Raw genomic sequence first — 12,348 nt, forward strand, 5'->3', positions numbered from 1 at the left:
GAGTCGACGGCAAGACCTGGAATAAGGACGCACTTTTATCTACCAGAACAAAAAAAGACTCTGTTGAGAAATTTAAAAACTAAATACGGCTAGTGACTCCGGTCTGGATAAATCCCAACGCCCACGCCAAGCCAACATAACTACCTAAGCTTCAGCGCATTGACAGCCTAAAGAGCATGACATTGCTCAGTTTACTCACCAACCTTCAGCCTACTCTTCGTCTTTCGCGTCCCGTTTTGAGAAAGAGTCTTTTAGTTTTAGTCATCACAGCTATAAAAAATCAAGCAAGACATCCTCCGCCCTTAATAATTGATTCATATTTTCTCGTTACGATTCTGCAGGTCTTGGCTTAGATATTAGGGATTAGTGATCGTAAAGAATCAGTCTCCAAGACTTTTTAATTTCACGTATTTCAAAATTCTAACGATGGAGAAGATTATGAAAAAAACTTTAGCAGGCCTAGTAGCTTTAATTTTGTCGACTGTCGTGAGCCAGGCTCAGGCAGCTATCATCATTTCCGAGGTTGCTCCCTGGAGTAGTGGCGACTCTGCTGTAGCTGCAGACTGGTTTGAGCTAACAAATACAGGCAACGCTGCAGTGAACATCACTGGTTGGAAAGTAGATGACAACTCCAACTCATTCTCATCAGCCTTGGCATTGCTTGGCATCACCAGCATTAATGCTGGCCAGTCAGTTGTCTTTGTCGAAGGCAATGCTACGACTGCCGCCAAATTTGTTAATGTTTGGTTCGGCAGCAACGTGCCAACAAATTTTTCTATTGGTTACTATAGTGGCTCAGGCATTGGTCTAAGTACCAGTGGCGATGCGGTAAATATTTACAATGCAGCAGGTGCTTTACAAGCCAACGTTACATTCGGTGCATCTGACTCAACCTCTCCGTTCCAAACATTTGATAATGCAGCCGGTTTAAATAACACTGCGATTTCTCAATTGAGCACTGTTGGCGTAAACGGCGCATTTAAAGCGGCTAATAGCGCTACAGAGATCGGCTCTCCTGGTTCAATCACTAATATGGTGACCACACCAGTGCCCGAACCAGAAAATCTCTCAATGTTGTTAGCTGGTATTGCCATGATTGGTGCCATCAGCCGCAAGCGTAAATCTTAAATTGAGCCGAGGCTAAATCATCATGAAACTTTCAACATTGATTATCGCAGCACTCGCTGTGATTAGTACGGCACCCGTGGCAAATGCAGCGAGTTCCCTGAATCTGGCAAACTACGCTGTCAGTGCTACTTACTCTTTAGATGTTCTGAATGGCACCAGTGGTGGTATCTCTGGTCTTGAAGCATCTGCGGTTACCTACGCTCAAGATCGCGGATCACTATTTTTTGTAGGGGATGAAGGCACTGGTGTGATCGAAATGTCATTGACTGGCCAGACATTGGGCTATATGAACTTTGATTGGACCAATACAGGCAGCACTAAACATGACACAGAAGGACTGACTTATTTAGGCAATGGCACTTTAGTCGTAGGTGAGGAGCGTTTATACGACGCTTATCGCTTCAACTATAGTGCTGGCGGTACGGCAAATCTTGCTAATAACTCCGTATCAATCAGTAATGCGAACGTTGGCAATAGTGGCATGGAAGGGATTAGCTACGATGCGCGTAATGGCGGTAGTTTTGTCACCATCAAGCAAGAAGCGCCTGAAGACATTCTTGGAGGTACATTAACCTTTGGAACGAATGGCAGCGGCGTAGCAACGATGTCTCAATTATTTGATCCGTCAACATTGGGCTTGTCTACGCTTTCAGACGTACAAACGCTTTCTTCAGTCACTTCGCTTTCCGGCACGTCTGGTATGGACAACTTACTTTTATTGAGCCTTGGTTCAAAAATGTTGGTTGAAGTGAACCGTCAAGGCCAGTTAATCAGCTCTTTTGATCTTTCATCTGTGGTTCCACATAACGCGATTGAAGGTGTCACTATCGATGAAAATGGAACGATTTACCTAGTGGCCGAGCAAGAGCAAGATGGGAGTGTTTCTCTTGAGGATGCACGCTCCAAACTAATCGTACTCTCATCAACGATCACTGCTGTACCAGAAGCGAATAGCTTAGGAATGCTATTAGCAGGCTTGGGATTAATGAGTTTTATGACGCGTCGCCGCATCAAAGAATAATTGATCTATACCCTCTGCAAGCCCTTACTATGTTTTATGGTAAGGGCTTTTATCTATAAAGCATTCACTCAACTATAGTCATAGTACCTGCATCAACCCAAACCCCCACGCCAAGCCAACATAACGGCAAACAATTCCCACTGGGATTACCGCCGTACCATTCAGTCCCTGTTTGTTTGGTTAGTGGATAACTTGCATACCAATATTCCAAGCCAGCAGATAGTACTACCTAGTACGCATGTACCAATCCATCCGTAGCCCGCATAAACATAGGTTGTAGATATTGCACCTATGCCGCTACCAACACAGTAATAAAGCATATACAGACTTACCTTCCTACTATGCTCCTCAGCGCTACCTCTAAAGATAAAACTTTGATTGATTACATGAAGAGACTGACCTCCCATATCTAAAAGAATGATGCCCAGAATCAGAGCGACAAGTGATTTATCTGCAAATGCTAAAGCCCCCCACGATACCAGCAAAAGCAGCAATGAATAGAAAGTGATACTTTTGCCATACCCTTTATCCGAGAGCTTTCCAATTTTCCCAGCCATTAATGCTCCAAGCAGGCCAAAAAAGCCAAAAGCGCCGATAGTTGTATGCGAAAATTCATATGGCTTTGAAGTAAGTAAGAGCACCAAAGCATTCCAAAATACATTCAATGCGGCAAACATTAGCAATGCCAGCATTCCTCTAAACTGTAGTACCTTGTCCCGCTTTAAGAGGGTGATCATTGAAATTATCAATTGAGGATAAGTAGTCTGCAGGCTTGGCTTGCGCTGGTTCGTAAGGCTATTAAAAAGTAATATGAAAATTACCAGCATCATAGCTGCGGAAAACAAATAAACACCTCTCCATCCAACTAAATCATTTATACCGCCCGATACTACACGAGCTAATAACAGTCCAATGAACACACCACTCTGAACAACCCCTACAACATACCCTTGTGCTTCTGAATTTGCTGCACTAGCCGCATAAGCAATGATGCCTTGAGTCATTGCAGTACCAAGAAGCCCTACTGCGAGCATTCCAAGGTACAAATGGGTTTCAGTCTTGGATAAACTTAAAAGGATCAGAGCAACAACTAACGCTAAGATTAGTCTCAATATAAGGTTGCGGCGATTTAACAAATCACCGATTGGAACAAGAAAGAGCAATGCCATAGCACTTCCAATCTGGCTGAAAGTCACTACCCCGCCAATAGCTGCATGGCTGATCTTAAAACCTTCAGCCAAAGTATCCAAAAGTGGCTGCGCATAATAAACATTTGCCACACTTGCTCCACTAGCTATTGCTAACAGAAAAATCTGATTCTTGGACAATTGTGTCATTGAAGATTTCCGAAATAATATCCAACCGACTATCTAGTTTCAAAATAAAACCATTTGCATACTAAAGAATGTAGTTTTAAAATGCAACCAATAAAGTTTAACTTTAGGCATCTTAATGGCAACACGTAAGTCATTCAGTGAGGATAACTGTCCTGTAGCAAGGTCTACTGAGCTTGTGGGCGATAGATGGTCTCTATTGATTGTTAGAGATGCGTTTGATGGATTAAAACGTTTTGGAGAGTTTCAGGGCAGTCTTGGAGTTGCTAAAAACATTCTCTCTGATCGACTTCGAAAATTGGTTGAAGCAGAAATACTCAAAACACAAGATGCCACCGATGGAACAGCGTATCTAGAGTATGTTTTAACTGTAAAAGGTAAGAGCTTGTTTCCAGTAATAGTGGCTCTTCGCCAGTGGGGCGAAAGAAACTTATACAACCCAAAAGAGAAACATTCATTATTGATCAATAAAGATACCCGAGAATCAATCCCTTTCATGAGGCCAATTGATCAAGCTGGAAATCCAATTCTTCCAGAAAGCACAGAAGTCTCTAAATAAACTAGCCCTTGAGTCTCCCGTAGTTACTGCCCACCTAACATTCGAGTCTGATATTAACGCTAACTAGCTCCCACCTGCCCCCCCCCCCGCTAAGCCAACATAACGACCAACAATCTCAGCTGGGATTAGCGTCGCAGCCTGCCCCTGTTTGTTGGGCTATGGCTCAAGGCGTGCGGCTATGGGTACGGTTGGAAGCAGGGACATAAGAGGTTTAGAGTTGGGTTGCTCGTTTTCTTTCAGAATTTATATGACTAAGTAGAACATAGCAAAGAATTAGATTAATTAACCCCAATATAGCCCCAGCCATATTTTGACCAATACTCATCATTGAGGCAGTACTGACAATAAGTAAAAAGAGGCATGCCCAAGAACCTTTCTTGATTACTAGCATTTTGGAGTATTTAAAAGTCTGAAATGAGCTAATAAAAAACGGAATGTAAAACATACTTGCCCAGAGAAAATTATCCATGTGGGTATCTTTGGGCCCCATATTAAATGCCATTACAGCATATGCTACTGCCAGAATTACAGATAAAGAACCAAACCAGTAATTTCTAATTTGCATAAATTTCCAAAGTTAAAGACTGAGGGCGCGGGCTGACAATAATCTAGTTTACCTCACCCCAAAACAAAAAAAGACCCAAGGCGTTAACCTTGAGTCTCTTTATAAATGGTGGCCCCTCTGTGAGTCGAACACAGCACCAACGGATTATGAGTTCTAAAATTAATGTTTTAATGAATTTTAGTAAATTTGAATAACACTTATAACTTACTGTTTTTTAGTGTATTTATGTTTTAAATTGATTTTATAAATCTGACACAGCATTAAATATTTCGGCTACTATACGGCTACTAATTTTCAAACAGTAGCTATGGCATACAAAATTACTAAAACCTTAGTCGACTCCATACCCTTTCCAGATAGTGGGCAAATGTTTTACCGCGATTCAGAGTTAAAAGGTTTTGGAGTGCGCGTAGGCTCAAATAGTAAAGTCTATTTTGCTGAAAGCAAGATCAACAATAAGACTGTCAGAGTCACTATCGGTCATCATGGCATTTTCACTGCTGAGCAGGCCAAAAACGAAGCTAAAAATGTATTAGGCATGATTGCCAGAGGCATCAATCCAAACGACATTAGCAAGGCAGAAAAAGCCAAATCTGTAACTGTAAATCAAGCCTTTGAACAATACCTAAAAGCGCGTAGTGATCTTAAGGCTCGCACCATTTACGATTACCAACGGTTTATGAAAACCTACTTCAAAGAGTGGGAAAATAAACCCCTTATCGATATATCCAAAGACCTCATAGAAAAGAAGCATCGCTCTATAGGCGAGAGAAGCCCTGCCCAAGCAAATTTGGCAATGCGGTTTATGCGCGCACTATTCAATTTTGCTAATGGCAAATATGAAGATTCAGAAGGCAACTCAATCATAGCTGACAACCCTATCAAGCGACTCTCACAAACTCGCTCATGGTACAAAATAGAGCGCCGACAAACTGTAATCAAAGCGAGTGATTTACCTACATTCTTGAATGCTGTGATGGAGCTTCCCAATTATTCGCCCAGCTTAAATAGTTTAGCGGTCAAAGATTACTTGTTGTTACTGCTTTTCACTGGATTACGAAGAGAGGAAGCCTTGAGCCTTGAATGGAAAAATGTTGATCTTAAGAACAAAACTTTCACCCTTCCAGATCCCAAAAATAGACAGCCCCATACTTTGCCCTTAACGCCATTTTTACAGGATCTCTTACAAAAACGGTTCAATGAAAACGCAGGCAACAGTGAGTTTGTTTTCCCGAGTACTGGCATCAAGGGCTATATGAACGATCCTCGCCCACAAATGAATAAAGTCACGGAAAAGTGCGGAGTCAAATTTACACCCCATGATTTAAGAAGAACGTTCATTACAATTGCGGAGAGCTTAGATATATCTGCATATGCTCTCAAAAGATTAGCGAACCACAAAATGAGCAACGATGTTACGGCAGGTTATATTATTGGTGATGTAGAACGCTTACGTAGCCCCATGCAAAGAATTACTGACTACCTTTTAAAAACAATAAAAACCGAGGCTTAAACCATGCAGAACTATGCATATCAGTTTAAATATTTTGATCCCTTGAATGACCGACTACCTGACCCATTCGAGATCGAATATATCGAGCTTATCCATCGAGCCAGAAAGCTTCTTACAGGTTTTACATCTGAGCAATTAAAAGTCGCAATTGAAGAGCTAAATCAATTCGTCCGCCATCCAGACTTCAAGAATCCATATAGAAATTTAGATCTATCTACTTCGATTCCCGTAACCGATAGGGGGCAGAGTTTAGAGATCATCCCAACTGACAATACCGTTCAAGCCTTTTACTCGAATATTAACAATGTATCCCTCGCCAATTTCAATACGCTGTGTCAATTTAGCTGGTCTCAGATCTTCGCAATGATGACTCTCTTTTATGCGGAGCTAATTGCGGGATCTATACACAAAACCAACAGTACGGAGGCTCCTCCCTTATTCCCAAAACCAACCATTGAAAACTTATTTAAGAAAGCAAAAGAGAATCTACCAGAGGCCTATCAAGCTTTAGCTTATGCAGAAGTTTTAAGCGACCAAAAACACTTATATGAGGTTTTGAAAACTGAAAAAGCGCGAAAAGCCTCAATACAAAAGTATGCACAAAAGTACAGCCCACTTCGAAAAAAGATTGAGTCACTTTATCTTTGCGACTATCAAAACCACAGCATGCGTTCAGCAGCACACAAAATTTTTAATAGGTTAGTGAGGGAAGAATTAGTCCTGTTTGATGAAAGCACAAATAGGTTAACTTTTGAAGGCAAGAATGTCCTTCAAAACGATGATCCAATCAAACAATTTGAGAAGTGGATCGCAGCATTCAAAAGGTCTACTAAATGAGCAAGCAAGCCTATGTGCAATAAGCCCTCCACATACCAAAAGAAGTTGTTAGGCCGCGCATGAATGCATTATTATCCACTTAAAGACATCAACATATAACTCATGTCTACAACCAATCAATTCACGGAGTATTTTCATGACGATTGATCAGGCACTAGAACGAATCTCAAACAATAATGGGGTTATCGAGGCATACGTACTTGTTCGCGAAGCCAAAGTTTATCTTGATGTTGGGCATGATCATTATCATCCCAAAATAAATATTCGCATTTGGCTTGGTTATGGTTTAGCTGAATTTCCTTATTTGTTTGATGTTAGCCACCACGTCCACACTCCAACGCAAGCAACTCCTTACCATCCATCCCGTGTTAATTTCGCCTCTGAAGAGGAGGCTATTGACGCAGCAATCCAGACTACGACAACATTTCTTGTTGGAGCAATTAACGCAGGACTGGAGCCGAATGATAATTGGCTGGTGCGGAATGAAGATTTCTAGCTAAAACGTCCCATTAGAGTGTCGCTTATAGCAACGGTTTAGTAAACCTGCTTGAATAAGAGCCATAGTAGGCAGCCAGCGAAAAGGAGCATCAATGAGTGATCAGAAAGAAGGAAAGCAGAATTCCATTCTTGGGCTATCTACAATTGAGTTAGCTGGCTTAACTCCTGACGAGCTTACAGGAAATGCTGTTGCAATTAAAATGCTTCTTCACTATTACCGACAACTAGTCGATGAAAACAATGCTCTAAAAAATGATAACAACACACTAAAAACATATGTTGATGCTTATGATAAGCAGCGTAACAACTCAACTGTAGGCGCTATTCTTTTAGCAGTAAGCAACGTAAGTATTGGTTTTGGAGTCAATTTACTGACCAATGGAACATCATGGCCTGGTCTAGCCTCATTGATTGTCGGCACTACGCTCACCGCAGCTGGCATATACATCACTTTTAAGCGCTAATTTATGTACATGTCACAGGCACGTTATCTTTTTAATACTCGCGGACAATATGTTGCTTTTGTCAGAGACGACAATGTGTTCAGTCCAAATTCAAAATGGCTTGGCTTCGTAGTTAAAGGAAACGAATTCTATTCGCCCCAAGGCCAATTTATCGGCTACATATTAGAAGACGACAGAGTTGTTCGGAAAGCCAACGAACCACCACGGCTGCCATTGATGCCACCCTTACCTCCCTTACCACCACTGCCTCCTTTGCCACCTCTGCCGAGACTGCCTAAATTTGGACTCCCATTTCCTTACAGTGATGTTTACGCATAAATATAGAGTTAAATCAGACTGGTGTAATCCTCCATAAAGAGAAACTACATTTAATAATCTTAATCTCTTATCAAAAGTGTACTTCACTGAGCAAAAGTATACTTTTGCTCAGGTTGATATACCTCTCCTCAGTCAATCATTCACGTATACATTCCAAAACCTTAAATTCTCGACCATGTTCAACAAACAAAGACATGGTTATGACAACTCAACTCTTAAAAACTAAAGATGCAGCACTTATTCTTGGCCTGAGCAAGGCGTTTCTAGAACGGGATCGCTGGGCGGGCGCTAAAGTGCCTTTCATCAAAATTGGTGATCGTGCGGTGCGCTATCGCCTTGAAGATCTCAATGCATATATCGAGTCTCGCACTCGTAAATCTACAAGCGACACAGGCAAACGATAAGGCTCTGCAATGCGTGATGCATTCGGATTTAGGCCGTTCCCTGAAAACGCTTCTCAAGCTGAGATCATCGCTCACAAACATGATGAGCCGGATGTTAGCGACTGGGTATTTCGTCGAAATATTCTTGAAGGATTGCCACTTCAATTTGCTATTCCTGTAGCCCTTCGATACAACGCCATTCACGAATCAAAAGGCCGCCGAGAAGCTAACTTATTTTTGCTAGATGTCAAAGATGACCTAGACCAACGGTCGCTTAAATTATCTGCAAGTGACGATGAGTTAATCGACTTCGCAAAACAGCTTGCTTCTGAGTGCCGTTATTATCGCTCGCAATTTCAGACGCCCAAGAAAGCTTTAATTGCTGTAACTGCTTATATTAAGCGTCGCCATAAAATCAACATTGCCTCACGCTTCAATAAAATATTTAGCACCGACTCCTTAGCAGGATACGCTCACATTGGTGACCCTCGTATTGATACCCCACTCATTGATAGCCTCACCATTAGAGACCCCAATATTCCCGTTACGGTAACGGGAACTGCCGCTGTAACGGATACGGTTACCGTTACAGAGGTTTCAAAGGATTATCAACGTAAGGTAACAGGCATTCTAAACAGGCTTTGCGATGACAAGTGGTGGCGTACTACGTTACGTAACATAACGATACGTACCGTAGAGAAATACGGTATCGATTTAGGAATGGTCCATAAACATGCCAACATATACGTTAGTAACGAATCGTTCGAGCGCATCAAACAACAAAAGCGCCGTAACAAACGAAAGCTCGAAAATACATTTCTTGTAAACGAAGAGGGAGAAGAATTTAGCCTTCTCGACCTTGCCGAACACTCATTGGCAAATCCAAAAAATCGCCGTCACGAGATCATGACGCGCGTTGCTGGCATGGAAGAAATTGCAAAACGGTATGGTTTTTCAGGTATGTTTTACACGATCACTTGCCCATCAAGAATGCATGCACGCTTATCTGCATCTGGAGATGCTAATCCAAAATATGATGGTACAACTCCACGTCAAGCTCAAAAATACCTCGTCAAACTATGGTCGCTAATACGAGCAAAACTTGCTCGTATGGGTATTCTTTACTATGGGATCAGAGTGGCCGAACCACATCATGATGCAACCCCGCATTGGCATTTGTTGTTATTCGTATGTCCTGAGCATGCCGAAAAACTTACTTCAGTTTTACGCGAATATGCTTTACGTGACAGCCCTGACGAAGCTGGTGCGGACAAACATCGTTTTGAAGATGTGAAGATTGATTTTTCCATCGGGCGGGCAACAGGTTATATCGCTAAGTACATCAGTAAATCCATAGATGGTTATGGATTAGAAGAGGATCTTTATGGAACTGAAGCAAATACTGCTGCTGAACGAATCGTAGCTTGGGCTTCCGTATGGAAGATCCGTCAATTTCAGACAGTTGGAGGCCCTCCTGTGACCGTATGGCGAGAGTTAAGACGAATTTCAGGGGAAGGTCTTACTGGGGTTATAAAACAAGCCCATACCGCTGCCGATAATAAAAAATGGGGAGACTTCATTGAAGCCATGGGTGGCCCATTCGCTAAACGCAAAGAACGCCCTATTCAGGTCTTACGCACTTGGAGTGATGAGCCTAATCGTTATCAAGAGCCTAAAGGCTACAAAATCACAGGTGTTGAAGCTGAAAACGTAAGTGTACTCACTAGATTACATAAATGGACTGTTAAGTCGGTAAGCGATACCGAGAAATCGAATCTAGAGCAAGGGGTCTTTGAAAAAATAAGGGCCAACGGCCCTTAGGTTTACTTGGAGTACTGTCAATAACTGTACTGGATCTTATTTTTAAATAAAATTTCAAACTTCCGGTTTTATTACCTACAATTGTGGTAGATTAATCGGAAGTCACCTAAGGTCCTTAAAATGTTAACGAATCCACATGCATCAAACTGTAAAGTTATAACTGATCCAGTAGAGGTTGAAGCCTATCTAAATGAGCTAGAGCCAAACCTAAACGAAAGTATTTTCCGTGAAGCAAATTTAAGAGGTTACGAGGCTCGGCAAGAAGCAACTCCTGCTCATGCACCAACGGCAGCTGGTACTTATCATTGGCACGCTTTTATTCCAGCCTTAAGAACCTCATTAATAGTTAAAGGGTGGCACAAAAAAGACTTCAAAAACTGCCCTATGATTGTTTCTCCATCCAAAGACATCATGATCATAGTTATGACAGGAAATATAGATACAGGTAAGGAATTTGGGGATCCGTCAAATCAAGCCAGTAAAGGTGCTGTCGTTGATAATGCAGTTGCAATTAATCAACAGTACGAACTATTTGAAAATGCAGCCTTATCAAAATTAAAAAAAGGGATCTCCGGCACTCAGCTTTGGGTGCTTCTATACCACGTTGAGAAATCTAAAAGCGGTGATAAAGAGATAAGAGCAGAATTATCATTGCCATCGAAATTCAAAAATAAGAAAATTATGGATTGGGCAACTCGATTAATCTTCAAACCAATTATATTAGATCCGGGTGTTTTAATCGAAAAACCCAAACCTACGCCGCCGATAGACATACCAATTGAACGAAGATTGTAATGAGAAGAAATGATTAATCCCAATAGACTACAATTTGCAAGAATTAGGCGAGCGTGGTCTAAAGCAAAACTTGCAAAAGAACTTGGTATTGAGGTGCGCTCTATTCAGGGGTATGAGTTAGGGGAATACTGTCCTGAAGAACAGAGACTAGAAGCTATTGCGTTAGCTTTGAATTTCCCAAAAAACTTTTTCCTCGGCCCTGACCTACCCCTAATTAATGAAACAACAGCATCGTTTAGATCAATGTCTAAAATGAGTGCAACCATAAAAAATAGTGCATTAAGTGCTGGGACTTTAGCTTTTCTTCTTAATGAATTCATTGAATCTAAATTTAAACTGCCAGAAGCAGATTTGCCAGACTTAGGAGATTTGAGTCCTGAAGATGCCGCATCATCAATTCGACGCATCTGGGGATTAGGGGAGGCACCGATAGGTAATTTGATTCATTTACTTGAATCACGCGGCATTAGAGTTTACTCATTAGCTATTAATGCTAGAGAGGTCGATGCATTCAGCGTTTGGCACAACAACAAACCTTTTATCTTTTTAAATACGTACAAATCCGCAGAACATAGTCGATTCGATGCCGCTCATGAATTAGGGCACCTATTAAGAGACAGGCACAATATGTTGCATGGGAACTCTCATAGTCCGCAAATGGAAAGAGAAGCTAATTTATTTGCTTCATCTTTTTTAATGCCCAGAACAAGTGTTATTGCCCACGCCCCAAATGTACCTACAATCGATAAATTAATAAACCTAAAGGACATTTGGGGAGTATCACTTGCAGCTTTAGCATATAGAATGAATCAGCTGTCGTTGTTCAGCGAGTGGAATTATCGCAACTTATGTATTCAGATTGCCAAAAAAGGCTATCGCACGAATGAACCCAATCCAATAAGAAGAGAAATGTCTCAGACATTGTCGAAGGTATTTGAGCTTCTAAAAGAGGACGGTATTACAAAGCTCAATATTGCGAATACTCTCAATATTGAATCAGACGAAATCGACAATTTAACCTTTGGTTTAATGATTTCTGGTTTAGCTGCGTCAGATAATCCAGTGACAACTACTGTTCATAACAAGCCAACTTTAACATTGGTTAAATAATC

14 protein-coding genes are annotated in these 12,348 nt (G+C 41.4%); 12 read left to right on the forward strand and 2 right to left on the reverse strand.

The genetic code is table 11. The annotated features are described in order from the left end of the window. Nucleotides 1–438 precede the first annotated feature (438 nt). Entirely contained in the window at nt 439–1,128 is a 690-nt protein-coding gene (locus METH5_RS0104305; RefSeq protein WP_029147352.1) for a lamin tail domain-containing protein, read from the forward strand. A gap of 22 nt (nt 1,129–1,150) precedes the next feature. Continuing rightward, the gene (locus METH5_RS0104310) at nt 1,151–2,149 is read left to right on the forward strand and encodes a PEP-CTERM domain protein (protein WP_029147353.1); all 999 of its coding nucleotides are present in this window, start codon (nt 1,151–1,153) and stop codon (nt 2,147–2,149) included. A gap of 161 nt (nt 2,150–2,310) precedes the next feature. Here METH5_RS0104310 and METH5_RS0104315 read toward each other — a convergent pair whose 3' ends face one another. Then, complete coding sequence (locus METH5_RS0104315) at nt 2,311–3,486, reverse strand: MFS transporter (protein WP_051412849.1); 1,176 nt, start codon at nt 3,484–3,486, stop codon at nt 2,311–2,313. Between the two features lie 115 nt (nt 3,487–3,601). Between METH5_RS0104315 and METH5_RS0104320 the strand changes: the two genes are divergently transcribed. Further along, the gene (locus METH5_RS0104320) at nt 3,602–4,042 is read left to right on the forward strand and encodes a helix-turn-helix domain-containing protein (protein WP_029147355.1); all 441 of its coding nucleotides are present in this window, start codon (nt 3,602–3,604) and stop codon (nt 4,040–4,042) included. Between the two features lie 211 nt (nt 4,043–4,253). On the opposite strand, the gene METH5_RS0104325 is transcribed toward METH5_RS0104320, so the two are convergent. After that, a complete protein-coding gene (locus tag METH5_RS0104325; RefSeq protein ID WP_029147356.1) occupies nt 4,254–4,607 on the reverse strand; it encodes a hypothetical protein in 354 nt (117 codons plus the stop codon). Between the two features lie 307 nt (nt 4,608–4,914). Between METH5_RS0104325 and METH5_RS14740 the strand changes: the two genes are divergently transcribed. From METH5_RS14740 to METH5_RS0104365, 9 genes are all read left to right on the forward strand, one after another. Further along, entirely contained in the window at nt 4,915–6,120 is a 1,206-nt protein-coding gene (locus METH5_RS14740; protein WP_036307594.1) for an integrase family protein, read from the forward strand. Between the two features lie 3 nt (nt 6,121–6,123). Beyond that, complete coding sequence (locus tag METH5_RS0104335) at nt 6,124–6,957, forward strand: hypothetical protein (RefSeq protein ID WP_029147357.1); 834 nt, start codon at nt 6,124–6,126, stop codon at nt 6,955–6,957. Between the two features lie 136 nt (nt 6,958–7,093). Next, nucleotides 7,094–7,453 (forward strand): hypothetical protein, encoded by a 360-nt coding sequence (locus METH5_RS15180; RefSeq protein ID WP_051412850.1) that lies wholly within the window; start codon nt 7,094–7,096, stop codon nt 7,451–7,453. Nucleotides 7,454–7,547: 94 nt separating this feature from the next. Next, nucleotides 7,548–7,919, forward strand: coding sequence for a hypothetical protein (locus METH5_RS0104345; RefSeq protein WP_029147358.1), 372 nt, complete (start codon nt 7,548–7,550; stop codon nt 7,917–7,919). Nucleotides 7,920–7,928: 9 nt separating this feature from the next. Further along, nucleotides 7,929–8,237, forward strand: coding sequence for a 4-fold beta flower protein (locus METH5_RS16000; protein ID WP_369758914.1), 309 nt, complete (start codon nt 7,929–7,931; stop codon nt 8,235–8,237). A gap of 200 nt (nt 8,238–8,437) precedes the next feature. Next, nucleotides 8,438–8,641 (forward strand): AlpA family transcriptional regulator, encoded by a 204-nt coding sequence (locus METH5_RS0104350; RefSeq protein WP_029147359.1) that lies wholly within the window; start codon nt 8,438–8,440, stop codon nt 8,639–8,641. 9 nt (nt 8,642–8,650) lie between these two features. Next, on the forward strand, nt 8,651–10,441 hold the full coding sequence (locus tag METH5_RS15185; protein ID WP_051412852.1) for a replication endonuclease: 1,791 nt from the start codon (nt 8,651–8,653) through the stop codon (nt 10,439–10,441). Between the two features lie 120 nt (nt 10,442–10,561). Beyond that, on the forward strand, nt 10,562–11,236 hold the full coding sequence (locus tag METH5_RS14755; protein ID WP_051412854.1) for a hypothetical protein: 675 nt from the start codon (nt 10,562–10,564) through the stop codon (nt 11,234–11,236). A gap of 9 nt (nt 11,237–11,245) precedes the next feature. Continuing rightward, nucleotides 11,246–12,346, forward strand: coding sequence for an XRE family transcriptional regulator (locus METH5_RS0104365; protein ID WP_029147360.1), 1,101 nt, complete (start codon nt 11,246–11,248; stop codon nt 12,344–12,346). Nucleotides 12,347–12,348 lie beyond the last annotated feature (2 nt).

This window comes from Methylophilus sp. 5 (genome assembly GCF_000515275.1).
Lineage (GTDB): Bacteria > Pseudomonadota > Gammaproteobacteria > Burkholderiales > Methylophilaceae > Methylophilus.

Excerpts from the sequence above, each read along its gene's own strand:
- METH5_RS0104305 (WP_029147352.1), top strand. The coding sequence starts at position 439 with ATGAAAAAAACTTTAGCAGGCCTAGTAGCTTTAATTTTGTCGACTGTC.
- METH5_RS0104310 (WP_029147353.1), top strand. The coding sequence starts at position 1,151 with ATGAAACTTTCAACATTGATTATCGCAGCACTCGCTGTGATTAGTACG.
- METH5_RS0104315 (WP_051412849.1), bottom strand. The coding sequence starts at position 3,486 with ATGACACAATTGTCCAAGAATCAGATTTTTCTGTTAGCAATAGCTAGT.
- METH5_RS0104320 (WP_029147355.1), top strand. The coding sequence starts at position 3,602 with ATGGCAACACGTAAGTCATTCAGTGAGGATAACTGTCCTGTAGCAAGG.
- METH5_RS0104325 (WP_029147356.1), bottom strand. The coding sequence starts at position 4,607 with ATGCAAATTAGAAATTACTGGTTTGGTTCTTTATCTGTAATTCTGGCA.
- METH5_RS14740 (WP_036307594.1), top strand. The coding sequence starts at position 4,915 with ATGGCATACAAAATTACTAAAACCTTAGTCGACTCCATACCCTTTCCA.
- METH5_RS0104335 (WP_029147357.1), top strand. The coding sequence starts at position 6,124 with ATGCAGAACTATGCATATCAGTTTAAATATTTTGATCCCTTGAATGAC.
- METH5_RS15180 (WP_051412850.1), top strand. The coding sequence starts at position 7,094 with ATGACGATTGATCAGGCACTAGAACGAATCTCAAACAATAATGGGGTT.
- METH5_RS0104345 (WP_029147358.1), top strand. The coding sequence starts at position 7,548 with ATGAGTGATCAGAAAGAAGGAAAGCAGAATTCCATTCTTGGGCTATCT.
- METH5_RS16000 (WP_369758914.1), top strand. The coding sequence starts at position 7,929 with ATGTCACAGGCACGTTATCTTTTTAATACTCGCGGACAATATGTTGCT.
- METH5_RS0104350 (WP_029147359.1), top strand. The coding sequence starts at position 8,438 with ATGACAACTCAACTCTTAAAAACTAAAGATGCAGCACTTATTCTTGGC.
- METH5_RS15185 (WP_051412852.1), top strand. The coding sequence starts at position 8,651 with ATGCGTGATGCATTCGGATTTAGGCCGTTCCCTGAAAACGCTTCTCAA.
- METH5_RS14755 (WP_051412854.1), top strand. The coding sequence starts at position 10,562 with ATGTTAACGAATCCACATGCATCAAACTGTAAAGTTATAACTGATCCA.
- METH5_RS0104365 (WP_029147360.1), top strand. The coding sequence starts at position 11,246 with ATGATTAATCCCAATAGACTACAATTTGCAAGAATTAGGCGAGCGTGG.